At 48.5% G+C, this 23,556-nt stretch carries 23 protein-coding genes and 1 other annotated feature; of the genes, 18 read left to right on the plus strand and 5 right to left on the minus strand.

What is annotated here, in order from left to right:
• Nucleotides 1-16: 16 nt before the first annotated feature.
• Nucleotides 17-586: a tRNA 5-(aminomethyl)-2-thiouridylate-methyltransferase MnmM gene (gene mnmM, locus ACFO5U_RS16475; protein ID WP_377280176.1), complete on the minus strand. Its 570-nt coding sequence runs from the start codon at nt 584-586 to the stop codon at nt 17-19.
• Nucleotides 583-1,536: a tRNA modification radical SAM protein MnmL/YtqA gene (gene mnmL / locus ACFO5U_RS16480; protein ID WP_377280177.1), complete on the minus strand. Its 954-nt coding sequence runs from the start codon at nt 1,534-1,536 to the stop codon at nt 583-585. Before mnmL ends, mnmM begins: the two co-directional genes overlap by 4 nt.
• A 175-nt stretch (nt 1,537-1,711) precedes the next feature.
• Here mnmL and ACFO5U_RS16485 point away from each other — a divergent pair, with 175 nt between their 5' ends.
• From ACFO5U_RS16485 to leuS, 3 genes are all read left to right on the plus strand, one after another.
• Nucleotides 1,712-2,398 (plus strand): CoA transferase subunit A, encoded by a 687-nt coding sequence (locus ACFO5U_RS16485; RefSeq protein ID WP_377280178.1) that lies wholly within the window; start codon nt 1,712-1,714, stop codon nt 2,396-2,398.
• An 18-nt stretch (nt 2,399-2,416) separates the two neighbouring features.
• Nucleotides 2,417-3,070, plus strand: coding sequence for a 3-oxoacid CoA-transferase subunit B (locus ACFO5U_RS16490; RefSeq protein ID WP_377280179.1), 654 nt, complete (start codon nt 2,417-2,419; stop codon nt 3,068-3,070).
• 44 nt (nt 3,071-3,114) lie between these two features.
• Nucleotides 3,115-3,309 (plus strand) — a binding site (T-box leader).
• Between the two features lie 84 nt (nt 3,310-3,393).
• Complete coding sequence (leuS, locus tag ACFO5U_RS16495) at nt 3,394-5,805, plus strand: leucine--tRNA ligase (RefSeq protein ID WP_377280180.1); 2,412 nt, start codon at nt 3,394-3,396, stop codon at nt 5,803-5,805.
• A gap of 731 nt (nt 5,806-6,536) precedes the next feature.
• On the opposite strand, the gene ACFO5U_RS16500 is transcribed toward leuS, so the two are convergent.
• Nucleotides 6,537-7,823: a BaiN/RdsA family NAD(P)/FAD-dependent oxidoreductase gene (locus ACFO5U_RS16500; protein WP_377280265.1), complete on the minus strand. Its 1,287-nt coding sequence runs from the start codon at nt 7,821-7,823 to the stop codon at nt 6,537-6,539.
• A gap of 131 nt (nt 7,824-7,954) precedes the next feature.
• Between ACFO5U_RS16500 and ACFO5U_RS16505 the strand changes: the two genes are divergently transcribed.
• Together ACFO5U_RS16505 and ACFO5U_RS16510 are read left to right on the plus strand one after the other, a co-directional pair.
• The gene (locus ACFO5U_RS16505) at nt 7,955-9,559 is read left to right on the plus strand and encodes a putative polysaccharide biosynthesis protein (RefSeq protein WP_377280181.1); all 1,605 of its coding nucleotides are present in this window, start codon (nt 7,955-7,957) and stop codon (nt 9,557-9,559) included.
• A gap of 11 nt (nt 9,560-9,570) precedes the next feature.
• Nucleotides 9,571-10,284 (plus strand): pseudouridine synthase, encoded by a 714-nt coding sequence (locus ACFO5U_RS16510; protein WP_377280182.1) that lies wholly within the window; start codon nt 9,571-9,573, stop codon nt 10,282-10,284.
• A gap of 27 nt (nt 10,285-10,311) precedes the next feature.
• Here the strand turns inward: ACFO5U_RS16510 and ACFO5U_RS16515 are convergent, their stop codons facing one another.
• A complete protein-coding gene (locus ACFO5U_RS16515; RefSeq protein ID WP_377280183.1) occupies nt 10,312-10,533 on the minus strand; it encodes a DeoR family transcriptional regulator in 222 nt (73 codons plus the stop codon).
• A gap of 301 nt (nt 10,534-10,834) precedes the next feature.
• Between ACFO5U_RS16515 and pepV the strand changes: the two genes are divergently transcribed.
• The 6 genes from pepV (at nt 10,835) to ACFO5U_RS16545 (ending at nt 16,183) form a co-directional block, all read left to right on the plus strand.
• A complete protein-coding gene (gene pepV, locus ACFO5U_RS16520) occupies nt 10,835-12,202 on the plus strand; it encodes a dipeptidase PepV (RefSeq protein ID WP_377280184.1) in 1,368 nt (455 codons plus the stop codon).
• 22 nt (nt 12,203-12,224) lie between these two features.
• Nucleotides 12,225-13,073: a D-amino-acid transaminase gene (gene dat / locus ACFO5U_RS16525; protein ID WP_377280185.1), complete on the plus strand. Its 849-nt coding sequence runs from the start codon at nt 12,225-12,227 to the stop codon at nt 13,071-13,073.
• Nucleotides 13,074-13,164: 91 nt separating this feature from the next.
• On the plus strand, nt 13,165-13,701 hold the full coding sequence (gene thpR / locus ACFO5U_RS16530) for an RNA 2',3'-cyclic phosphodiesterase (RefSeq protein ID WP_377280186.1): 537 nt from the start codon (nt 13,165-13,167) through the stop codon (nt 13,699-13,701).
• A 2-nt stretch (nt 13,702-13,703) separates the two neighbouring features.
• A complete protein-coding gene (locus tag ACFO5U_RS16535) occupies nt 13,704-14,633 on the plus strand; it encodes a diacylglycerol/lipid kinase family protein (RefSeq protein ID WP_377280187.1) in 930 nt (309 codons plus the stop codon).
• Between the two features lie 19 nt (nt 14,634-14,652).
• Nucleotides 14,653-15,306, plus strand: a complete 654-nt coding sequence (trmB, locus tag ACFO5U_RS16540) for a tRNA (guanosine(46)-N7)-methyltransferase TrmB (RefSeq protein WP_377280188.1) — start codon at nt 14,653-14,655, stop codon at nt 15,304-15,306.
• Between the two features lie 19 nt (nt 15,307-15,325).
• A complete protein-coding gene (locus ACFO5U_RS16545) occupies nt 15,326-16,183 on the plus strand; it encodes a YtnP family quorum-quenching lactonase (protein ID WP_377280189.1) in 858 nt (285 codons plus the stop codon).
• 53 nt (nt 16,184-16,236) lie between these two features.
• Here the strand turns inward: ACFO5U_RS16545 and ACFO5U_RS16550 are convergent, their stop codons facing one another.
• Nucleotides 16,237-16,551 carry a PepSY domain-containing protein gene (locus ACFO5U_RS16550; protein ID WP_377280190.1) on the minus strand — a complete coding sequence of 105 codons (315 nt, stop codon included), beginning with the start codon at nt 16,549-16,551 and terminating at the stop codon, nt 16,237-16,239.
• A gap of 177 nt (nt 16,552-16,728) precedes the next feature.
• Here ACFO5U_RS16550 and ACFO5U_RS16555 point away from each other — a divergent pair, with 177 nt between their 5' ends.
• The 7 genes from ACFO5U_RS16555 (at nt 16,729) to ACFO5U_RS16585 (ending at nt 23,449) form a co-directional block, all read left to right on the plus strand.
• Nucleotides 16,729-17,802 (plus strand): M42 family metallopeptidase, encoded by a 1,074-nt coding sequence (locus ACFO5U_RS16555; RefSeq protein WP_377280191.1) that lies wholly within the window; start codon nt 16,729-16,731, stop codon nt 17,800-17,802.
• 76 nt (nt 17,803-17,878) lie between these two features.
• Nucleotides 17,879-18,388, plus strand: a complete 510-nt coding sequence (locus ACFO5U_RS16560) for a DUF84 family protein (RefSeq protein WP_377280192.1) — start codon at nt 17,879-17,881, stop codon at nt 18,386-18,388.
• Nucleotides 18,389-18,510: 122 nt separating this feature from the next.
• Nucleotides 18,511-19,032, plus strand: a complete 522-nt coding sequence (locus tag ACFO5U_RS16565; protein ID WP_377280193.1) for a hypothetical protein — start codon at nt 18,511-18,513, stop codon at nt 19,030-19,032.
• 5 nt (nt 19,033-19,037) lie between these two features.
• Complete coding sequence (locus ACFO5U_RS16570; RefSeq protein ID WP_377280194.1) at nt 19,038-19,355, plus strand: thioredoxin family protein; 318 nt, start codon at nt 19,038-19,040, stop codon at nt 19,353-19,355.
• 64 nt (nt 19,356-19,419) lie between these two features.
• Nucleotides 19,420-20,235, plus strand: a complete 816-nt coding sequence (locus tag ACFO5U_RS16575; RefSeq protein WP_377280195.1) for a DUF1444 domain-containing protein — start codon at nt 19,420-19,422, stop codon at nt 20,233-20,235.
• Nucleotides 20,232-20,840, plus strand: coding sequence for a YtpR family tRNA-binding protein (gene ytpR, locus ACFO5U_RS16580; protein WP_377280196.1), 609 nt, complete (start codon nt 20,232-20,234; stop codon nt 20,838-20,840). Before ACFO5U_RS16575 ends, ytpR begins: the two co-directional genes overlap by 4 nt.
• A gap of 2 nt (nt 20,841-20,842) precedes the next feature.
• The gene (locus ACFO5U_RS16585) at nt 20,843-23,449 is read left to right on the plus strand and encodes a DNA translocase FtsK (RefSeq protein WP_377280197.1); all 2,607 of its coding nucleotides are present in this window, start codon (nt 20,843-20,845) and stop codon (nt 23,447-23,449) included.
• The last annotated feature ends 107 nt before the right edge of the window (nt 23,450-23,556 follow it).

A 23,556-nucleotide genomic window follows, 5' to 3' on the forward strand; every position in this document is an offset into this window, starting at 1 on the left:
CTTTTAGAATTAGCCATTATTTCTTTTGGCGCTGTTGTTTTTTCTGGATTGCAACTAGAAATGGCGGTGAATGTTGTTGGTTGATGAATTCATATTTCATGACGTCGTAGCAGGTTTGCGGCAATTGTTTGACGTAATCCATCACCGCGTCGCGCTCTTCGCTGCCGCCTTCGTGGCCCGAGTAAATGACGACCAATACCAAGCCGCCAGCTTTCAAAAGCGTCAGGCTTTGCTCGAGAGCCAGCAAGGTGCTTGCAGCTTTGGTGATGATGGCATGGTCGCCTTTTGGCAAATAACCGAGATTAAAAACGGCGGCTGCGATCGGGTCCGTAACGTATTGTGAGATTTTCGCGTGGCTGTCGCAAATTAATTCGACATGATGGAATGCTGATGTACGCTGCTTGGTCGCTTCAATGGCTTCATTTTGAATGTCGAATGCGTAAACTTTTCCGGCATCGCCGGTGAGCCCTGCCAAAAAATGCGTATCGTGGCCGTTGCCGGCAGTGGCATCGATGACGCTATCACCAGCATGTACGGCTTGTTCAAGCAAAGATTTGGTGAAAGGCAAGACGCGCTGCAAAGTCATAATGCCACACTCCCCGCATAATACTTGCCTTGCCAGCTGCCGCGCGCCTCGAGTTCGGCGTCGATGCCGTTCAGCACTTCCCATTTGTTCGTACTCCACATCGGGCCGATCATCAAATCGATCGGGCCATCCCCGGTGATGCGCTGGACGACCATGTCAGGCGGGATGATTTCCAGCTGGTCGGCGACGAGGTGGATATAGGCATCTTTTTCCATGAATTCGACTAAGCCTTTTTCGTATTGTTTGACCATCGGCGTGCCGTTGAGTAAATGCAGCAGGTGGATCTTGATTCCTTGAACGTCGAGTTTTGCGACTGCGCGGGCTGTTTCCATCATCATGTCTTGGTCTTCAAGAGGCAAACCGTTAATGATGTGGCTGCAAATATTGATGCCGTGTGCCCGCAATTTGTCGACGCCTTCTTTATAAGTGTCAAAATCATGCGCACGGTTGATGAGGCGCGCAGTGCGCTCATGGACGGTTTGCAGCCCGAGTTCCACCCATAAATACGTGCGTTCGTTGAGTTCGGCCAAGTATTCAACGACTTCATCCGGCAAACAATCTGGTCGTGTACCGATGCTGATGCCGACGACATTTTCCTGTGCGAGTGCCGCTTCAAATTGTCTTTTGATGATGTCGATCGGCGCATGGGTATTCGTATAGGCTTGAAAATAGGCGATATATTTGGCGTCTTTCCATTTGCGGTGCATTTTCGCTTTTACCTGCTCGAATTGCACAGGTATCGGGTCGACCCGGTCTCCGGCGAAATCTCCGGAACCGGCGACCGAGCAAAATGTGCAGCCGCCGAATGCCACCGTGCCGTCACGGTTCGGGCAATCAAATCCGGCGTCCAGCGAGATTTTCATGATCTTTTCGCCGAACTGCTCGCGTAGATGGCGGTTCCATGTATAATAACGCTTCCCATCGCTTGGGAAGGGGAATTCTATGTTCATATTAAAATCACTCCTTACTAAGATTATAACACGCTGAAGAAGGCGAAAAGGCGTCAACTCGAATGGTGCGCCCATTGTCCTTGTTGCGTTTCCCATAGACTTTTGGTTAAATTGTTAATGGAAGCGTTTTATTGAATAAAAATTCAGTTAATGTTGCAGAGGGGGCAAACGTACGATGAAACCGATTTACAATTCTGCTAAAGAGGCAGTCGAACCGATACAAGACGGTGCCACCATCATGGTTGGAGGATTCGGGCTGGTCGGCATTCCAGAACAGCTGATCCTGGCGCTAGTCGATAAAGGGGTAAAAGATCTTACCGTCATTTCCAATAACTGCGGAGTCGATGAATGGGGCCTCGGGTTATTGTTGAAAAACAAGCAAATCAAAAAAATGATCGGCTCATATGTCGGCGAAAACAAGGAATTCGAACGCCAAGTGCTATCCGGCGAGATCGAAGTGGAACTCACGCCTCAAGGCACGCTCGCTGAAAAAATGCGCGCAGGCGGAGCCGGCATCCCGGCATTCTTCACACCTGCTGGAGTTGGCACACTAGTCGCGGAAGGCAAGGAAATCCGCGAATTCGGCGGCAAGGAACATGTGCTCGAGATGGCGTTGACAGCGGATTTCTCACTGGTCCGTGCGCACACTGCGGATAAAATGGGCAATCTTGTCTACAACAAAACCGCACAGAACTTCAATCCATTGGCGGCAGCTGCCGGAAAAGTGACGATCGCGGAAGTCGAGCATTTGGTGGAAATCGGTGACATCGACCCGAACCATGTACAGACGCCGAGCATCTACGTGCAAGGCTTATTGCAAGCAGACCAAGAAAAACGAATCGAGCGTTTGACGACGCGTTAAGAAAGGGTGGGGACAACAGTGGACAAACAGGCTATTAGAGAACGAATCGCAAAACGTGCGGAAAAAGAAATCAACGATGGAGATTACGTCAACCTTGGCATCGGCATGCCGACTTTGGTCGCGAACTTCATTTCCGATAATAAACAAGTGGTCTTGCAGTCCGAAAATGGCTTACTCGGTATTGGGCCGTATCCGACTGAAGACCAAGTCGACCCGGATTTGATCAATGCCGGAAAAGAAACTGTCACAACAATCCCGGGCTCCGCATTCTTCACGAGCGCTGAGTCATTTGCCATGATTCGCGGCGGCCATATCGATGTCGCGATACTAGGCGGCATGGAAGTCGCAGAAAACGGCGACTTGGCCAACTGGATGATTCCAGGGAAAATGATCAAAGGAATGGGCGGCGCGATGGACCTGGTGCACGGGGCGAAGAAAGTCATCGTCATCATGGACCACGTATCGAAAGACGGTTCAGCGAAAATCAAGAAAGCGTGTGAGTTGCCGCTGACCGGTAAAGCGGTCGTCAATTTGATCATCACGGAACGCGCAGTGATCGAAGTGACCGATTCCGGACTGGTTTTAAAAGAAGTGTTCGAAGGCTACACCGTTGACGATGTGGTCGCTGCAACAGACGCCAAACTGAACACAGACAGCGTGAAAGTACACTGAGCTATTGCATAAAAACAGGGGCTCAGCTAAAATGAAACTAATAGCAAATGGCCGTGAAGAGGAATAATAAGACGTTTATGCAGCACAGAGAGCCGGCGGTTGGTGCGAGCCGGCATGCAGAACGTTTGAACTCGCCTTGGAGTCTGCGCAGTGATTGCGCCGTTTTCCGCGTTAAGGAATCAAGTTGAGCGAGGAATCGCTAATTTGGGTGGTACCGCGGGAAAAATCCCGTCCCTTATTTTAAGGGGCGGGGTTTTTTATTTTGCTGGAAACTACGCAAGGCATGCGGACATCCGCTTGTATTTAGAGGAGGAAAAAAGGAAATGTCTTTTAATCACAAAGAAATTGAAAAGAAGTGGCAGCAGCATTGGCAAGAAAATAAAACCTTCAAAACAGAAAATACACCGGGCAAGGAAAAATTCTATGCACTCGATATGTTCCCGTATCCATCAGGTGCCGGACTTCACGTAGGGCATCCGGAAGGCTACACGGCAACTGATATCTTAAGCCGCCAAAAACGCATGCAAGGCTTTGATGTGCTCCATCCGATGGGCTGGGATGCATTCGGTTTGCCGGCTGAGCAATACGCACTTGATACCGGCAACGACCCAGCGGAATTCACCGCGAAAAACATCGAGACCTTCAAGCGCCAAATCCAGGAACTTGGCTTCTCCTATGATTGGGACCGTGAAATCAACACGACCGATCCGAACTATTATAAATGGACGCAATGGATTTTCATCCAGCTTTATAACAAGGGCTTAGCGTATGTCGATGAAGTGGCCGTCAACTGGTGCCCGGCTCTTGGTACGGTGCTGGCGAACGAAGAAGTCATCGATGGTCTATCCGAGCGCGGGGGACATCCGGTCGAACGCCGCCCAATGCGCCAATGGGTGCTGCGGATTACGGAATATGCCGATCGTTTGCTCGAAGACTTGAACGAACTCGACTGGCCGGAAAGCCTAAAAGATATGCAGCGCAACTGGATTGGCAAATCAGAAGGCGCGGAGCTTGAATTCAAAATTGACGGCACTGAGCATTCATTCCGAGCATTCACGACGCGCCCGGATACGATTTTCGGTGCAACTTATGCTGTTTTGGCACCGGAACATAAATTGGTGCATGACATTACAACAGACGAACAGCGGGAAGCTGTCGAAACGTATATCGACAAAGTGAAAACGAAAAGTGACTTGGAGCGCACTGATTTAGCAAAAGATAAATCAGGCGTCTTTACCGGTGCTTATGCCATCAATCCGGTGAGCGGAGAAAAAATGCCGCTATGGATCGCAGACTACGTTCTTGCGACATATGGAACTGGTGCCATCATGGCCGTTCCAGCTCATGATGAGCGTGACTATGAATTCGCCAAGCAATTCGAACTGCCGATCGTCGAAGTCGTCTCTGGCGGCAATGTCGCTGAAGAAGCGTATGCAGGCGACGGGGAACTCATCAACTCCGATTTCCTGAACGGATTGACTAAAAACGAAGCAATCAAAAAAGCGATTGACTGGCTCGAGCAACAAGGCGTCGGCGAGAAGAAAATCACGTATCGCCTGCGCGACTGGCTGTTCAGCCGCCAGCGCTATTGGGGCGAACCGATCCCGATCATCCACTGGGAAGATGGCACAATGACACCAGTGGACGATAAAGACTTGCCGCTCGAATTGCCGGTCACGACAGACATCAAGCCGAGCGGAACAGGTGAATCGCCGCTTGCCAATATCGAAGAATGGGTTAATGTCACGCATCCGGAAACCGGGATGAAAGGCCGCCGCGAAACGAACACGATGCCGCAATGGGCCGGAAGCTGCTGGTATTATTTGCGCTTTATCGACCCAACGAACGACGAAGCACTCGCGGACCCTGAGCTGTTGAAACGCTGGTTGCCGGTCGACGTTTACATCGGCGGAGCGGAACACGCTGTCCTTCACTTATTGTATGCGCGTTTCTGGCACAAAGTGCTGTATGACCTTGGCGTCGTGCCGACAAAAGAGCCGTTCCAGAAATTGTTCAACCAAGGAATGATCCTCGGCGAAGGCAACGAGAAAATGTCGAAATCCAAAGGCAATGTCGTCAATCCGGATCAGATCATCGAAAGCCATGGAGCGGATACGCTGCGCATGTATGAAATGTTCATGGGGCCGCTCGAAGCGTCCATCGCCTGGTCGACAAATGGCCTTGACGGATCGCGCCGTTTCCTTGACCGTGTCTGGCGTTTATTGATCGAAGACGGTTCGATCTCGGGTAAAGTCACAGAGCACAATGATGGAGCGATGGAGAAAGTGTATCACCAGACGGTCAAGAAAGTGACCGAAGACTTTGACGGCCTGCGCTTTAACACCGCAATTTCACAGATGATGGTGTTCATCAATGAAGCATATAAAGCGGAGAGCTTGCCGAAAGAATATATCGAAGGCTTTGTCAAGCTGCTGTCGCCGATTGCGCCGCATTTAGCCGAAGAACTGTGGAACAAACTGGGCCATAGCGAAACGGTGACGTACGAAGCGTGGCCGACATATGACGAGTCGAAACTGGTCGATGATGAAGTCGAGATAGTCGTCCAAGTGAACGGCAAAGTGCGCAGCAAATTGGTCGTTGCAAAAGACAGCACGAAAGAACAGCTGGAAGAAGCGGCGCTCGCTGACGAACACGTCCAAAAAGCGGCAGAAGGCAAGCAAGTGAGAAAAGTCATCGCCATTCCAGGGAAATTGGTTAATATCGTTGTAGGATAAATAATGAAAGCCGCCAGTGAAATCTTCCTGGCGGCTTTTCTTCATATTGAATACCAATAGAGCAGTGAATTTTAAAGATCCTTGAGATTGGAAGAGTGAATTCTAGAAAAGTGAGAGGAAAAGCTTCCGCTTTTCGACTGCATTGCAGGGGGCTGCTTTCCGAGGGGCGGGTGTTGAGCCAATGTGCCAAAGAGCGCGGCACATTTGTCTCGCCAGCCCGCGCGGTCCCTCAGGAGTCAGCCCCCTTCCACTCCGTCTCTAGTTTTAGACTGGAGATTAATTTCTTTAGTTCACTCATTAGAAGGTGTGGAGATGCATCATATTTTGAAGTTCGCTTCAACCAGGTCAGAGAATGAAGTGACATCAGTCTTCAACCGCTAAATTAAATAACAATCTTTCCAATTCAAGGACTGGTCAGTCAGATGCTTCATATCGGGAAGCGATTTCCCCACTAGCCGGCAACTGGATACAGAAGTAGACCTGCTTAAACAATCTTCACACAATGAAGTTGCCCAGCCGCCTAGCGCCAAGGGTGAGCCGATGCAATAAGACAAGTGGTCTTCCTGGCTTATTGCAAGAGGCCAACCCATAGCCCGGCGGCGAATACCAAAACAAAACTCAAATCAATACTCAGAAATATTTCCACATGCAACCTCACACTGATTTAATTCCGTTTTATCTTAAGAAGCGCAGTCACAACACTTTTTAGTCCATAAAAAAAGCCCGATTGCTTAGGCAATGGGGCTTTCGACTTGATAATTAGCAGCAAATTCGGCTGCGTTTTTTCCTGCGACGTGTCCAGTGACGAGAGCGGAGGTGATGTTATAGCCGCCGGTGTAGCCATGGATGTCGAGGATTTCGCCACAGAAGAACAAGCCCGGCTTTTTCTTCGAATGCATTGTCTTCGGCTCGATTTCCTTGATAGACACACCGCCGCCCGTGACGAACGCTTTCTCGATCGGCTGCGTGCCGGAAACGGTCATCGTAAACGCCGTCATTTCATTAGCCAGCGCACGGACTTTATCGGATGAAAGCTCCGCACCGGTCAATTGCGGGTCGATGCCCGCACGGTTCATCAAGAACAGCAACCAGCGTTCCTGTGCCAAGCTTTTCCAGACATTTTTCAACGCTTTTTTCGGCTCGTCTTTCATCAGCTTATGAAGCAGCTGAAAAGCTGATTCGGCATTGTCATCCGGCATGGAATTGATGCGCATGGTAACCTCTTGGCCGCCGTTTTTCTTCATTTCCTTGACGACGTATTGACTGCAGCGCAAGATCGCAGGGCCACTCAGCCCGAAATGGGTGAACAACATGTCCATCTGGTGGGTCACGAGCGACTTGCCTTTTTTGTTGAGAACGGTGACTGCAACATCGCGCAGGGCAAGCCCTTGCAGGTCGCGCGATTTAATGAACGGTTCATTTGATAATAAAGGAACTTCCGTCGGATACAGGTCGGTGACGGTGTGTCCCGCTTTTTCTGCCCAAGGATAGCCGTCGCCTGTTGACCCTGTCTGCGGAACGGCTTTGCCGCCGACTGCAACGACGATGGCCAGGGAGTGGTACTCTTCTCCGGAATGAAGGCGGATGCCGGTCACTTTATCGTCGGTCATCAGCAAACTTTTGACAGGCGAGTCGAGTTTGACTTCGACACCGAGACGATCCATTTCACGGAACATCGCTTCGGCGACGTCTTGCGCGCGGTCAGACACCGGGAACATGCGCCCGTGGTCTTCTTCTTTTAGCGCTACACCCAGATTTTCGAAAAACTGGATGATGTCTTCGTTATTGAAAACCGAGAAAGGGCTGTACATAAAACGGCCGTTTCCAGGAATGTGGCGGACGATTTCTTCTAACGGCAGGCGGTTCGTTACGTTGCAGCGGCCGCCGCCGGAGATGATCAGTTTCTTTCCGAGCTTTTTGCCTTTTTCGACCAGCAGCACGCGCTTGCCATTCGATGCAGCGGAGATCGAGGCCATCAAGCCGGATGGGCCTCCGCCGATAATGATGATGTCATACATATAATAAAAACTCACTTTCGTTTTTCTTTTCAGTATACACGATGAGTCAAAACACGTTGAGTAATTTTGTCTATAGGTGTAAACTATCGTGTAGATTGCTTTTTATTTCGAATAAAGTCAGGGAGTGCAAAATGTCCTCATTAATTAAAGGTACAGCCATTTTAACTTTAGGTTTATTTTTGTCGAAAGTGCTCGGCGTCATTTATATCATCCCGTTTTACAGCATGGTCGGAGCAGACAATATCGGTCTTTACCAATATGCATACATACCGTATAACTTGATGCTCGCTCTCGCAATTTCCGGCGCGCCGATCGCTTTTTCAAAATTCACGGCGAAATACAATTCGCTCGGCGATTATGAAACCGGCAGGCGATTGTTGCGTTCAGGCTTATTGACGATGCTCGTCACCGGATTTGTTTCGTTCTTAGCACTTTACTGGTTGGCAGAACCATTGGCGCGCATTACCATCTCGGAAGATGAGTTGATCTATTCGGTGGACGACATTGCCGATGCCATCCGTTGGGTCAGCTTCGCGTTGATCGTGGTGCCGTTCATGAGTTTATGGCGCGGCTTTTTCCAAGGCTATAATTACATGATGCCGACCGCCGTGTCACAGTTGGTCGAACAGATTGTCCGCATCATCTTCCTGCTCGGCGGCGCATTTGCGGTCATTTATATTTTTGGGGGAACACCGAAAACCGCGATTCAATTTGCGGTCTTATCGGCCGCGATCGGAGCTCTTGGCGGACTAATGACGCTTTATTATTTCTGGCGCAAAAAGAAGCCCGAATACAATCATCTGCTCGCAACATCGGTTGAATCGTATGATGTGCGCTTGCGTGATATGTATCGTGAAATCCTGTTGTATGCCGTGCCGGTCATTTTCCTCGGGATTGCCAATCCATTGTTTCAATTCGTCGATTTGATGACGTTCAACCGGGCAATGGCAGCAGGGAATAACATAATGGAGACGGATTTGCTCGGGATTTTAAATATGACCGCTCACAAATTGGTCATGATTCCAGTTATGCTCGCGACAGGGTTTTCGATGGCGCTTATTCCGCTCATCACTAAGCATTTCACGCGCAATGAACACCTACAAGTGACAAAAACATTGGACCAGTCGTTCCAGCTGATCTTGTTCTTGACCTTGCCCGCAGTTATCGGCATGACAATGTTGTCGGATGAGCTTTATCACGTCTTTTACCAAGTGAGCGATATCGGCTCTGAGATTCTGTCGCATTATCTGCCGGTTGCGATTCTGTTTGCCGCATTTCCTGTGACGGCCTCTATTTTGCAGGGCATCAATAAACAGAAATGGATAATCATCAACTTGCTGATAGGCCTGGGCTTGAAAGCATTGCTGAATACGCCGCTGATTATGTGGTTCGAGACGGATGGCGCGATTGCTGCGACGATCATCGGCTATGTAGTGGCGATTACAATGAATATGATCATCATTTCGAAAACGATGAATTACCGTTCGAAAATGGTGTTTCGCCGGATCATCCTCATCCTCATATTGAATGCCATTATGGCGCTCGCTGTGTATTTTGCCATGAACGGATTGGATTTTGTGATCGGCATGGACAATAAATTCCTGTCGATGATCCGCATTATCCTGATTGGCGGAGTAGGCGCTATTGTCTACGGATACCTCAGCTTGAAGACAGGGCTTGCCCAGAAGCTGCTCGGCGCGAGAATTACGCGCATTACAAGACGCTTCGGCTTCTAGGAGGAAATAACATGAGAATTGATAAATTATTGTCGAATTCAGGATTCGGCTCGCGAAAAGAAGTCAAGCTTTTGCTCAAGGGAAAAGCAGTCGAAGTAAACGGCGAAACGGTGCGCGATCCAAAGTTTCATGTCGATGAAAACGTGGATGACGTATCGGTGGCGGGAGAACCGGTCGTCTACCGTGAGTTTATCTATATCATGATGAACAAGCCACCGGGCGTCGTTTCAGCGACAGAAGACCGCTTCGATGAAACGGTCATCGATTTGCTGACAGAAGACGAGCAGCGCTTCGAGCCGTTTCCGGTCGGGCGCCTCGATAAAGATACGGAAGGGCTGCTGTTGATCACCAACGACGGCAAATTGGCTCACGAGTTGCTGTCGCCGAAAAAGCATGTCGATAAAACTTATTATGCGAAAATCGACAGCCCCGTTATGGATGAAGATATTGAAGCATTCAAACAAGGCGTTGTGCTGGATGATGGTTACGAGACAAAGCCTGCACAGCTGCACATCTTACAAAGCGAGGAAGAATCCGAAATCGAATTGATCATAACGGAAGGAAAATTCCACCAAGTCAAGCGCATGTTTGAGAGTATCGGAAAACAAGTGGTTTATTTAAAACGCTTGTCGATGGGGCCGCTCGAACTGGACAAAAAGCTTGAACTCGGGGAATACCGCGAATTGACTGAACAAGAGCTATCTAAATTAAAACAAAGAAAATGACCGCCTAAGCGGTCATTTTCTTTGTTTTCAGGATGTCATTTTGACTTTCTTCTCCGTCGTTGTCCATTTGCCCCGGACTGGGCTTGTGACCAGTTCGTTAAAGGCCAACACATTCAAATCTCTTTGAATGGTGCGAGGAGTGATGCCGAATTCATCGACCAGATCCTGTGTCGTCACAGTCCCGTTCTCGAGAATGTACTTATACATGTCCTTGATCCGAATGAGCATGCGGTCAGTTGTGGGTTTCATAAGTTAAGAACCACTCCTTCATCTTTAGTACCAATGGCAAAGACTAGCGGACGCGTGAGTATGGTGTATACAGCAATTAAGGAATAATAGCGGTAGACAGCTCCTTTTTTAGAATATCCGTCAATTTGACTTGTCTGACAATTTGATTATATCGGAAAAACTTTCTAAATTCCATGATTTTGGGTTTCTTTACGTGAACTTAATGTCAGTGAAATAAAAAGTTTTCTTGGAAATTAACCAGCTATTCTTTAAATTTTTTGAAAAAGGTGTACAATAGCCATAACAAAAGGGAGTGTGAGGCATGGATTGGCAACAACAAGCACAGCAGCGTAAACTCGAACTACTTAGTGAATTGCAGGAACTGATTGCAATCCCGAGTGTCCTAAGCGAAGATAGCAGACCTGACGCTCCCTATGGAACAGAAGTCAAAAGAGCGCTGGATTGGTTTTTGGAGAAAGGCAAGCAGGCAGGTTTTGAAGCGAAGAACGTCGCAAATGTCGCTGGCCATTTGGAAATCGGAGAAGGACAAGAACTTCTCGGGATTCTCGGCCATGTAGATGTCGTTCCTGCTGGCGACGGCTGGACGAAAGATCCGTTTGGCGGTGAAATTGCTGATGGCAAGCTCTATGGCCGCGGTGCCATCGACGATAAAGGCCCGACCATCGCGGCTTGGATGGCGCTCAAAATGGTCAAAGATGCCGGATTCGATTTCAAGCGGCGCGTCAGGTTGATCATCGGCACGGATGAGGAAAGCGGCTTCCGCTGTGTGGAGCGCTATTTCCAGATGGAAGAAATGCCGGATATCGGATTTGCGCCGGATGCGGATTTCCCGATTATCAATGCGGAAAAAGGCATCGCGGATATTCAATATACTTTCGATTCTGCGCAACACGCCGAATTGCTGGAGTTCACTTCGGGGGAAAGGACCAATATGGTGCCTGACCGAGCCGTCGCACGCTTGGCCGTCGATCCTAAGCAACTAGAAGCGCAATTTGTAGAGTTTTGCAGAACTGAAGGCGTTCCAGGCGAGTGCCAGCCGGATAAGGACGGGGTGCTGTTGATCTTGTCCGGAAAATCAGCACACGCCATGGAGCCGGACGCGGGCGTCAATGCCGGCATCTTGCTTGCCAAGTTTTTGAAAGGCCGCGTTACGGGCGTCGGTGGACGATTTGTAGAGTTTATCGTTCATTATTTCGATGGCGATTCACGCGGCAACAAGCTCGGACTTCATTATTCAGATCGAGCTTCGGGGGATACCACTTTCAATGCGGCGATTATGCGCTATAAAACTGGAGAAAGAGCCACGCTTCGTGTCAGCATGCGATATTCGGTCAGCTGTCCGTTTGATGACATGATGGAAGGCCATCAAATTGATGGAGTCAAGGTGGATATCTTATCTAATTCTAAGCCCCATCATGTGGATGCGGATGATCCGTTCATCAAAACATTGCAACAGGTTTACGAAAATCAGACAGGAAACACTGCAGAACTACTGGCGATCGGCGGAGGCACTTATGCACGCGTGCTCGATAAAGGCGTCGCATTCGGGATGCTGTTTCCCGGCGAGCCGGACATTGCACATCAGGCCGACGAATTTGTCGATATCGATAATTTAATCAAAGCAACAGCCATATATGCAGAAGCTATTTATCAATTGGCTTGCAAATAAATACAGGAAAGAAGGAATTGGAATGGAATGGATTTTGTCTAACGGGGAAATTGTAAAAGAACAAGATTTGGAAATTTCAAAAGAAGACCGCGGTTATCAATTCGGAGACGGCATTTACGAAGTGATTCGCGTGTACGAAGGGGATTTGTTCACGGCAACCGAACATATCGACCGTTTTTACCAAAGTGCTGAAAAAATCCGCATCACTGTGCCTTATACGAAAGATGTATTTCACAAGATGCTGCACGACCTGGTCGAAATGAACAGCATCGACAATGGCCAAGTGTATGTACAAATTACACGCGGTGCAGCTGAACGCAACCATCAGTTCCCTGTCAATGTGGAGCCTGTCGTGGTCGGCTACACGAAATCTGTGGAGCGTCCCGTTGCATTCATGGAGCAAGGTGTAAAAGCAACATTGATCGAAGATGTCCGCTGGCTTCGTTGCGACATCAAAAGCTTGAATCTTCTCGGCAACGTAATGGCAAAGCAGCAAGCATATGAAGAGGGGTATTTTGAAGCAGTGCTTCACCGCGGCGATACGGTGACGGAAGGATCTTCCTCAAATATGTACGGCATCAAAGACGGAGTGGTTTATACGCATCCTGCGACTAATTTGATTTTAAACGGCATCACCAGACGTGTCATCTTGGAAATTTGCGAAGAATTCGGCATCAAAGTGGTTGAAGAGCCATTTACGAAACAACAAGCGCTGGAAATGGATGAGTTCTTCATGTCTTCAACGACTACAGAAGTCATGCCGGTAGTTGAAATTTCAGGCCACACAATCGGAAACGGTACTCCTGGCAAAATGACACGCAAGTTACAGCAAGCATTTGAAGCGCGGATAAAATTGGGCGTCATTTCCTGAATTCTGCACTCATATTAAAGTGGGGCCGGCAATCTGCCGGCCTCTATTTTATTGCGCACAACTTATTGGTAAACTGAATAGAGGTGAAAACATGAGCACGCATTATTTTATCGGAATCCGGATCCCTGCTGACATAGCACAACACATCGCACAAGCGAGGGATTCCTGGGAATTGACGACCCATAAACGAAAGACGCCGGCCGTTGATATGCATATTACTTTATTGTTTATTGGGGAAGACCGTTTCGGAGAATTGCCGGAAATTGTGGAGCGTTTAAGCGATATTCGGCAAGGGAAATTCCAGCTCGAGCTCGTCGGCGTCAAAACCTTCGGCAATCCCGAGACGCCGCGAATCGTCTATGCGGCGCTTAAGGAAAGCCCTGAATTGCTCGAGCTGCAAGCAGATGTCAAGCGGCGCCTCGCTTCCCTGCAACTGACGACCGACCTGAAACCGTTCGTCCCGCATATCACGCTCGCAAGCCGCTGGAACGGCGGCCTTTTTAGCAAGGGACTGCAATTGGAAAAGCTGAAGTTTTCAGTCGAGTCGTTCTCGTTGTTTAGAATCCACCCGCGTGAAAATCCACGTTATGTAGAAATTCATACATACCCATTGAAAGGCGAGGCATAGCTGTGCAGAAAATCGATATGAATATTATTTTCATCATCAACCCCCAAGCTGGAAACGGCGCGGCATTATCGGCTTGGCATAGATTTTCCAAAACCATCGATTTTGAATACGAACAATACGTCACCGAGTATCCTGGCCATGCGCTGCAGCTGGTCGAAGCGTTCAAGGCACGGGGGAGGGACATATTGGTGATCGGCTTTGGAGGCGACGGCACGATGCGTGAAATTGCTGCGGCTGCGGCCGGATCAAAACATGTGATCGTCGCTTCCATAGCGGCGGGATCCGGCAACGATTTTGCACGGGCATACGGCTGTTTTTACAGCGCGGAGGAAATTCAGCAGTATGTGCAACATGCACAGACACAAGATACGGATATTGGGGAAGTGCTGGGCCACAACTGCCAATTGTTCGCTAGCAGTTCGGGCATCGGTTTTGATGCAGCGGTTGCACAAGCGGTCAACCGTTCCCGTATCAAACAGTGGCTCAATAAAATCCGGCTCGGCAAACTATCGTATTTTTTATTCGTAGTGTCGACGCTGATGACGTTCCGGACATTTCAGCTGACGGTGGAGTCGAACGGAGAAATTGTGAACTTCGATAGAGTGTGGCTTGCAACCGTCAGCAACCAGCCTTTTTTCGGGGGTGGCATGAAAATATCGCCTCAGTCGAAAGCAGATGATGGCGTTTTGGAGTTGACGGTCGTCCACCATTTATCGAGATTGAAACTATTGGCCGTTTTTGGTACGGTATTCAGCGGAAGCCATACGCGATTTCAAGAAGTCGTGCAGCTGAGCAGTGCAAGTTTTACACTGTCGACTGGCCACGCGGTTCCTCGTCATGTCGATGGTGATGACGCCGGCCTGACAAAAGCCGATAAACTACTCACGTATCGGGTAGCGGAAGAAAAATGGCGGCAAGCAAAATTACAATAAGAAAGAGGATGTATGTTACATGAGATCAAGATTTAAACCATGGGCAGCGGATTTGATCGACGCCCATCCGGAAATTATCATTCCTCAGCCAGAAACGGTCAAAGGAAAATGGCATGAAGAATTCGGCAACGACAACCCGATCCATATTGAAGCAGGCAGCGGGAAAGGCCGCTTTATCCTCGGCATGGCTAAAGCCAATCCGCATATTAATTATATCGGAATTGAATTATTCGATAGCGTTATCGTCACAGGATTGCAAGGAGTGCTCGATACACCGGGTGGAATACCGAACTTGCGCTTATTGAGAGTCAATGCACAAGAAATCGAATCATTTTTTAGTGCTGGGGAAATCGACCGTGTTTATTTGAACTTCTCAGATCCGTGGCCGAAAACGCGCCATGCCAAGCGACGTTTAACACATGAAAGTTTTTTGAAGTTGTATGAAGCCATCTTACCGGCAGGTGGGGAAGTTCATTTCAAGACCGATAACCGCGGTCTTTTTGAATATTCACTCATTAGTATTTCGGAATATGGTATGTTATTGAAAGATGTCTCGCTGGATCTTCACGCCAATGAACCCGAATGGAACATCATGACGGAATACGAAGAAAAATTTTCGAAAAAAGGCCAGCCGATTTACCGGCTGGAGGCGAAATTCCAAGCGGCGCATTAACTCATAAGGGGGAGTCTGTATGCACAAATTTCAATTTCACGATATGAACTTGGCTTGGTTGGACGGGGGAACAACTTGGCTTGATGGGGGGACGATGTTTGGAGTCGTGCCGAAAGTGGTGTGGTCCAAGCGCTATCCTGCCAACGAGCAGAACCAGATTGAACTGCCGACCCATCCGATTTTGGTGCAGTTTGGCGGCCACAATATCCTTATCGACAGCGGACTTGGAAATGGCAAACTGAGTGATCGGCAAAAACGCAATTTAGGCGTCTCGGAAGAATCGCGCGTAGATGAGGACTTGGCTGAACTTGGATTGGCTGCAGAAGACATCGACACGATTCTCATGACTCATTTACACGGTGACCATGCAGCGGGTTTGACGAAAAAGCAGGGCGAAGCTTATGTTTCCGCTTTTCCGAATGCGAAGATTTATGTGTCGGCCATTGAATGGGACGAAATGCAAAATCCGAATATCCGTTCACGCAATACGTATTGGACTGAAAATTGGGAGCCGATTGTCGGACAAGTGGAAACCTTTACGGACACTGTGGAATTATTCGGTGCCATTCAGATAATCCATACTGGCGGCCATTCCAACGGCCATAGCGTCATCAAGCTCGAGCAAAATGGAGAGACCATCCTTCATATGGGCGATATTATGCCGACCCATGCCCATCAAAGCCCGCTTTGGGTTCTGGCATTTGATGACTATCCGATGGACTCGATCCATGCCAAAGACAAGCTTATGAAAGAAGCCTTGCCCGGCAATTATTATTTCAGCTTTTATCATGATGCGTTTTACCGACTCATCAAATGGAATGATGATGGCAAGCAAATTGTCGATGCACTTGAACGTAAAGAAAAAGTGTTTGAATAGAAAAAACGCCCTGCAGTTTTGCAGGGCGTTTTTTCTATTTAGACTGTCGGATGCTAGGATTTGGTGACTTCCACGACCGCTCCGGTATAAGCATCCGCTAAAAATTCATATTGCTCGAGTGCATCTTCGCGGTGGCGCGTGATGCCGCCTTTGTACACGTCGGTCGTTACCGCGTGCTGGCTATAAGGCTCCGTTTTCATAAAGATCCATGAGCCGTCAATCGGACCTTCCTCTTTGAAAGATTGTTTGACTTTTTTCAACACATCATCGGCCGGATAAAGCGTCTGTTTGTTTTCGTAAACTTCTTTAGCGATATACGCTGCGGCTGCGCCGGCAGCAAATCCAATAAGCAAATCACGATTTTTCATAAAAATCCCTCCTCTGCATTCTGGCTAAATTGTACCACAAAGCAGAAAGATTCACGCACTGAAGCTAGAACGCCCAAAATATTTCGTTATGCGAATTATCTGAACTGGCATAAAGGGGCGAAAAGCTCTAAACTGATAGAGGAGACACGTACATAATTTACCAAGGGGGAACTCATAATGAATCAAGATACATTGGCATTATTCAAAACCTTAACTGAACTGCCGGGAGCACCAGGCAACGAACATGCTGTCCGCAAGTTTATGCGCAGCGAGCTAGAAAAATATTCGGATGAGATTATACAGGACAATCTCGGCAGTATTTTCGGCGTAAAAAAAGGCCCTGAAGATGGCCCGCGCGTCATGGTGGCAGGCCATATGGATGAGGTCGGCTTTATGGTATCGCAAATTACCGACAATGGCATGCTGCGCTTTCAGCCGCTTGGTGGTTGGTGGAATCAAGTCATGTTGGCAACGCGTGTCGATATCGTTGCAGGCGACCGTATAGTGCCTGGCGTCATCGGATCGATTCCGCCACATCTATTGGATGAGGAAACACGCAAAAAGCCGATGGACATCAAGAACATGCTCATCGACATCGGTGCCGATGACAAAGAAGATGCATTATCGATGGGCATCCGCCCTGGCCAACAAATCGTCCCGTTCAGCCCATTTACGCCGATGGCCAATGATAAAAAGGTCATGGCAAAAGCTTGGGACAACCGCTACGGCTGTGGTTTGTCGATTGAGCTATTGAAGGAATTGAATGGACAAGAGTTGCCGAACCAATTGTTCTCCGGAGCGACCGTTATGGAAGAAGTCGGTTTGCGCGGAGCACAGACGGCTGCCAATTTGATTCAGCCGGATATTTTCTTCGCACTCGATGCGAGTCCGGCGAACGATGCGACAGGGGACAAAAATGAGTTTGGCCAGCTCGGAAATGGGCCGCTGCTGCGCATTCTCGACCGCAGCATGGTGACTCACCGCGGCATGCGCGAATTCATCTTGGATACGGCGGAAACGCATAACATCCCGTATCAGTATTTTGTTTCGCAAGGCGGCACAGATGCCGGAAGAGTGCATACAGCAAACGAGGGCGTTCCAAGTTCCGTTATCGGCATCTGCTCACGTTACATCCATACCTCAGCGTCCATCATCCATACAGACGATTACGCGGCAGCAAAAGAATTGTTGGTGAAGTTGGTCAAAGCAACCGACCGTTCCACCATCGAGACGATAAAACAGAACGTTTAAAAAAGCGGCCCGCGGGCCGCTTTTCATCTGGAGAAAATCTAGCGGGAAAAGCAAACCTGCTTAAGGAGGATTATCGATGCATATTTGTGTGGCTTCAACCAACCCGGCTAAAATCGATGCCGTCGCGCTAGCGCTCGAGCAAATGGCCATTCCAGCACAGCTTGAATCTCTACAGTCAGCGTCAGGGGTATCGGCACAGCCTTTTTCGATTGAAGAAACAAGAACGGGTGCAATCAATAGGGCTCAGCATACACTCGGAGGCTGCGATATGGCGATCGGTTTGGAAGGCGGTGTCTATGAACTGGAAGGGAAATTATATTTATGCAATTGGGGTGCACTCGCAACGGCCGACGGCAAGTTGTTTACAGCTGCAGGAGCACAAGTCCCATTGCCCGATGCCATCGAACAGCCGCTGAGAGCAGGTAAAGAACTAGGGCCGGTTATGGATAATTATGCTCAGGAAATAGGCATACGGCAACACAAAGGCGCGATCGGCATTTTGACAGCTGGCAAATTGAACCGCGTCGAAATGTTTGCTCAAGTTGTCATTTTGCTATTCGGCCAATGGCAAGCAAACAGCGATTAAGTTGCATGTGCCTGGAAACATCTTTAAAATATAGCTAGAAAAGAAAAAACAGTCCAAATAGGCATATTCCTGAACCGCGTGAAGGGGACATGGTTCAAGGAGAATGAAGAGGGGGAAAAGCTGTGCGTCGATTGGGAGTGCATATGGCGCTTTTTTCATCGGTGCTCGTTTTGGCCGGTTGTATGGAAAGCCCGCAGGATGAATTGATGAAAGGGGTCTCCAGTGCACGGGCAGTGTTTGAAGAGCCGGCGCCTGAACCGAATGAATCGACAGGCGGTACAGACCTTTACGTTCCAGGAGGCTATGAACTGCAGGATCCTTCGGACGATTACAACTTATTACTGACACGTGGAAACGAGGCATTCGCATTATCCCTCAATCCGAACGAAGCACCGGATAGCACATTCTATTATGACTTGCAAAAAGCCATGCCAGAAGAAACATGGCTTGTGGATGAAAAGTTCAGCCATCATGGGCGTTTCGGTTTTACAACAGTTAGGGAAATTGCCGATGAGCGATACGAGCTCGTAGTGAGTTCCGGCGGCACAAAACTGTCGACGATAACAGAACAAAATGCGATGCGCCAGAACATGAATTGGATGATGGAAACGGTTCGATCTGTCGAAGCATCACAAGAGGAGTAATCAAAATGGAAAAATTACAATCAGCACAACAGTTCTCACAGCTTGCAAATAATAGCTCGGTTATCTTTATGTTTACGGCTGGTTGGTGCCCGGATTGCCGGGTGATCGATCCGATCATGCCGGAAGTCGAAAAAAAATTCAGCGAGTACCAGTTCGTTTCGGTCGACCGCGATGAATTCATCGATTTATGCATCGACAATGACATATACGGCATTCCAAGTTTCTTGGCATACCGCGGCGGAGTCGAGCGCGGGCGCTTTGTCAGCCGCCAACGCAAGACGCAGGAGGAAATTGAATCGTTTATCTCCGAGCTGTCGAAATAAAGGGCAAAACGGTTCTCCTGAGCACAGGAAGAGCCGTTTGTTTTTGAAAAGGAGGAAATTTACAATGAAATCCAAAGAGTTATTTACTATACTTAAAGAGCGCACTGCAAATGACCAGTTGAGCTGGATGTTTGACCGCGAAAAAGATACTGCGAACGTCAGGCATCTGAAGCTTGGCAAGGGCATGACCATTTCCTTGCCTCAGGTGCTGAACCGCTTTGAATCAAAAGGTGATGCCGCGATTGACGAAATCGTCTATACGATTTCCGAAACCTTCAATGCGATGGAACGCGAGTCCGAAGGCAATTTGCCGGGGGGTCAGCATATTTTCCCGGTGATCCGTTCTACATCTTTTCCTGAAGAGTCCCGGGAAGGCAGCCGTTTCCTGACGGCGCCGCATACTGCCGAAACGCGGATTTATTACGCGTTAGATGGCGGAACAACTTACCGGCTAATCGATGAACAAGTGATGGAAAGTTTGGCTTTGACAGCTGAGCAAGTGAAGGAAATTGCCAAATTCCAAGTGAAAAAACTGAAAACAGCAGTTAAAGAAGACCATGTGGCAGGAAACGTGTTTTATTTCCTTAACGAAAATGATGGCTACGACGCAAGCCGAATTTTAAATGAAGCTTTCTTAAAAGAGATGAATACAAAAATTCAAGGGGACATGACCGTCTCAGTGCCCCATCAAGACGTGATGATTATCGGTGATATCCGCAACGAGGTCGGCTACGATGTGCTTGCCCAAATGGCGATGCAGTTCTTTACAAACGGCAAAGTGCCGATCACTTCGCTGTCGTTTGTCTATGAAAACGGAACGCTTGAACCGATATTCATCCTAGCGAAAAACAGACCAGACAAGGAGAACGATAAAAAATGAATGCATTTTATAACCAACAAGGGGTGGGCGACGTATTGCTCGTCCAATTGACCATTGATAAGCCAGAAAAAATCCACACCGAACAATTTGGTGATGTCACATTGATCAAAAATGAAAAACAGGAAATTGCAGGTTTCAATTTATTCCAAGCGTCCCATTATGTCGATCTTAAAGATCAACAGCCGGTGGAAGTAACAGAAACATTTGTTACAGCTGTACAAAATGCACTGGAGAAAAACGGTATCTCCTATACATTGGAAGTCGATTTGTCGCCGAAATTCGTCATCGGTTATGTAGAATCTAAAGAGAAGCATCCGAATGCCGATAAATTGAACGTCTGCCAAGTAGCAGTAGGAGATGAAACATTGCAGATCGTTTGCGGTGCCCCAAATGTCGAAGCTGGCCAAAAAGTGGTTGTCGCAAAAGTAGGGGCTGTCATGCCATCTGGCATGGTCATCCGTGATGCGGAACTGCGCGGTGTGCCGTCAAGCGGCATGATTTGCTCTGCCAAGGAATTGGCATTGCCCGAAGCGCCAACAGAAAAAGGGATTTTGGTTTTGCCGGAAGATGCGCAAACAGGAACTCCATTTGAAATGAAGGTGTAAAGATGAGCTGGATGAAAAATATGTGGAATAAAATGTTTAGTGACGTAGATGACGAGGAGACACAAGTTGAGCGCCGCAGAGAAGAAATGCATGCTGAGCCAACAACGCAAAAAGCGCCGAGCAAACCGGCGCCATTTCGTTTTCCGTTAATTTCTGATGAAGAAGCAAAAGGCTTGCCGAAAACGGGTGAACCTCAGCTCGAGCGCCGTGCTGAAAAGCCGCAAATTGAGGCTGTCCCTAAGGAAGAATCGCTGAACACTTATGAATTAGAAGCGCTTGAGCCAAGCGGGAAGCTGCCGAAACCGAATGCCGGGCGCCATAAGAAGAAACGCCCGCATGTCCCGAAGACCAGCGAATCACGCTCACTTGACTTGCCTGTCAATACGACGCGGCGTTTCCAGCCGACACGCGTGGCCTCGCCGGTGCATGGATTTACAGACCGCCCAGCACCAATCGATAAATTATTGCAGCAGGAAGCGGAAAGAAAGCAGGCAGAACTTGAAAGCCGTTATGATTGGTCGCAGCGCAGTTTGCAGGAACTTTACAAAAAAAGCAGCAGTGAACAGCCTGCGGTCGTGACGCCGCCAGCTTCTAAAGTTGCGGTTTACCGTCCAGTTGAAACGCAAACAGAAGTCGAGCATCCGGTTGAAGAAGAGCCTATTGCAGACACGACAGGACAAAACGATAGCGACCAGGAACAAGCAAAAGCCGAACCGAAATACGAATGGGCGGACCGCAGCTTGCAGGATTTGCTGCCGAAAAACCAAAAAAAAGAAAAAGCCACAGAACAGACTGAAGCTATCGTTTACCGCCCGGCAGCGCAACAGCCGCAAGTATCCGAGCAAGCTGAGCCTGGACAAGTTGAAGAACATCATGAAGCGCCTGAGCCAACTCCTGAAGTACCAACGCAGGAGGGATTTGTGGAGCCTGTAATTGAGCAGACAGCTCCCTCAAAAACAGCTGTGCCGGAAACTTCAACTGAAGAAAACGTACATAGAGAAGAACGGGCCACAACTTTGCCGCAAGCTAAAAAGATGGATACCGGCAAAAAAGAGCGGACCGTACCGTTCAACGTTCTCATGTTGAAGTCGGACAAAGAGCGGCTGTCGCAGACGACATCGCCTTCAGCGGAAAAAAAAACGGCATTAATAGAAAAAACTGAACCTGAACAAGCGGTAGGGGAGGCGATTAGCCTAAAAACCTATCAATTGCCGAGCCATGATTTTTTATTGGCGCCGGAAAATGATTTGAAAGATGAAGAGTGGATGGAAGAACAAGGCATAAGGCTTATTGAAGCGCTGTCCCATTTCCAGATCAAAGCCGATATCCTTGGCACCGTTCAAGGGCCGGCGGTGACGCGTTTTGAGCTGCGCGTTGCACAAGGCATCAAAGTCAGCAAAATTCGAAATTTAGCAGATGATTTAAAGCTTGCGCTAGCTGCGCGGGATATCCGCATTCAAGCGCCGATTCCCGGGAAAAGTTCCATCGGGATCGAAATACCGAACCGCCAAGGACGCGCCGTGCGCATTTCGGAAGTAATTGGCAGCCCAGCCTTCCTGTCATCGATCTCGCCATTAGAAGCTGCACTGGGACTTGACTTAGCTGGAAATCCGGTAACACTCGATTTGCGTATAATGCCACACGGCTTGATCGCTGGCGCTACCGGTTCTGGTAAAAGTGTTTGCATCAATTCTTTATTAGTCAGCCTGCTTTACAAATCATCGCCACGCGATTTGAAAATGTTATTGATCGACCCGAAAATGGTGGAACTCGCACCATATAACCATATCCCGCATCTAGTCAGCCCGGTCATCACTGATGTCAAAGCCGCGACCGCTTCCTTGAAGTGGGCGGTAGAAGAGATGGAGCGCCGTTATCAATTATTCGCCCATAGCGGTGTCCGTGATTTAGACCGCTACAACAAAATGGTCAATGACAAAGGGCAGCCAGCACAACATTTGCCATATATTTTGATTGTCATCGATGAATTGGCCGACTTGATGATGATGTCGCCTTCAGATGTAGAAGATGCCATTTGCCGTATCGCCCAAAAGGCGCGGGCATGCGGTATCCATTTGGTCATCGCAACCCAACGCCCTTCAGTGGACGTCATTACCGGATTGATCAAATCAAACATTCCGACACGCATTGCATTCTCGGTGTCATCGCAAGTCGACAGTCGCACGATACTTGATACGCAAGGTGCTGAACGTTTACTCGGGCGCGGTGATATGCTTTATCTAGGGAATGGCATGTCAGCACCGAGTCGCCTGCAAGGCACATTCGTTACAGATGATGAGATTGAAAAAATTATCGCCCATGTACGTTCACAAGGTGAACCGGATTATTTCTTCAAAGAAGAAGAACTGATCAAACGCAGCCATTCTCCGGCTGAACAGGACGATTTGTTCGAGGAAGCATGCCGGTTTATCATGTCTCAAGGCAGCGCTTCGACTTCACTGCTGCAGCGTAAATTCCATATTGGATACAACCGCGCAGCACGCTTGATGGACTTGATTGAAGAATACGGCTTTATTTCTGAACAGAATGGCAGCAAAGCGAGAGCGGTGCTTATTACCGAAGAAGAGATTGAAGAGGCGTTCCGTTAAACCTATGCATTCCAGAAATTTCAGGAATTATTGATTATTTCAGTGCGTCTTCACTTTGTGCTATAATCGGAGCATTGTGAAAAGCTATCCGGCTATTGACTCCGCTT

This window comes from Planococcus dechangensis (assembly GCF_042654465.1).
GTDB lineage: Bacteria > Bacillota > Bacilli > Bacillales_A > Planococcaceae > Planococcus > Planococcus dechangensis.

Excerpts from the sequence above, each read along its gene's own strand:
- mnmM (WP_377280176.1), bottom strand. The coding sequence starts at position 586 with ATGACTTTGCAGCGCGTCTTGCCTTTCACCAAATCTTTGCTTGAACAA.
- mnmL (WP_377280177.1), bottom strand. The coding sequence starts at position 1,536 with ATGAACATAGAATTCCCCTTCCCAAGCGATGGGAAGCGTTATTATACA.
- ACFO5U_RS16485 (WP_377280178.1), top strand. The coding sequence starts at position 1,712 with ATGAAACCGATTTACAATTCTGCTAAAGAGGCAGTCGAACCGATACAA.
- leuS (WP_377280180.1), top strand. The coding sequence starts at position 3,394 with ATGTCTTTTAATCACAAAGAAATTGAAAAGAAGTGGCAGCAGCATTGG.
- ACFO5U_RS16500 (WP_377280265.1), bottom strand. The coding sequence starts at position 7,823 with ATGTATGACATCATCATTATCGGCGGAGGCCCATCCGGCTTGATGGCC.
- ACFO5U_RS16505 (WP_377280181.1), top strand. The coding sequence starts at position 7,955 with ATGTCCTCATTAATTAAAGGTACAGCCATTTTAACTTTAGGTTTATTT.
- ACFO5U_RS16510 (WP_377280182.1), top strand. The coding sequence starts at position 9,571 with ATGAGAATTGATAAATTATTGTCGAATTCAGGATTCGGCTCGCGAAAA.
- ACFO5U_RS16515 (WP_377280183.1), bottom strand. The coding sequence starts at position 10,533 with ATGAAACCCACAACTGACCGCATGCTCATTCGGATCAAGGACATGTAT.
- pepV (WP_377280184.1), top strand. The coding sequence starts at position 10,835 with ATGGATTGGCAACAACAAGCACAGCAGCGTAAACTCGAACTACTTAGT.
- dat (WP_377280185.1), top strand. The coding sequence starts at position 12,225 with ATGGAATGGATTTTGTCTAACGGGGAAATTGTAAAAGAACAAGATTTG.
- thpR (WP_377280186.1), top strand. The coding sequence starts at position 13,165 with ATGAGCACGCATTATTTTATCGGAATCCGGATCCCTGCTGACATAGCA.
- trmB (WP_377280188.1), top strand. The coding sequence starts at position 14,653 with ATGAGATCAAGATTTAAACCATGGGCAGCGGATTTGATCGACGCCCAT.
- ACFO5U_RS16545 (WP_377280189.1), top strand. The coding sequence starts at position 15,326 with ATGCACAAATTTCAATTTCACGATATGAACTTGGCTTGGTTGGACGGG.
- ACFO5U_RS16550 (WP_377280190.1), bottom strand. The coding sequence starts at position 16,551 with ATGAAAAATCGTGATTTGCTTATTGGATTTGCTGCCGGCGCAGCCGCA.
- ACFO5U_RS16555 (WP_377280191.1), top strand. The coding sequence starts at position 16,729 with ATGAATCAAGATACATTGGCATTATTCAAAACCTTAACTGAACTGCCG.
- ACFO5U_RS16560 (WP_377280192.1), top strand. The coding sequence starts at position 17,879 with ATGCATATTTGTGTGGCTTCAACCAACCCGGCTAAAATCGATGCCGTC.
- ACFO5U_RS16570 (WP_377280194.1), top strand. The coding sequence starts at position 19,038 with ATGGAAAAATTACAATCAGCACAACAGTTCTCACAGCTTGCAAATAAT.
- ACFO5U_RS16575 (WP_377280195.1), top strand. The coding sequence starts at position 19,420 with ATGAAATCCAAAGAGTTATTTACTATACTTAAAGAGCGCACTGCAAAT.
- ytpR (WP_377280196.1), top strand. The coding sequence starts at position 20,232 with ATGAATGCATTTTATAACCAACAAGGGGTGGGCGACGTATTGCTCGTC.
- ACFO5U_RS16585 (WP_377280197.1), top strand. The coding sequence starts at position 20,843 with ATGAGCTGGATGAAAAATATGTGGAATAAAATGTTTAGTGACGTAGAT.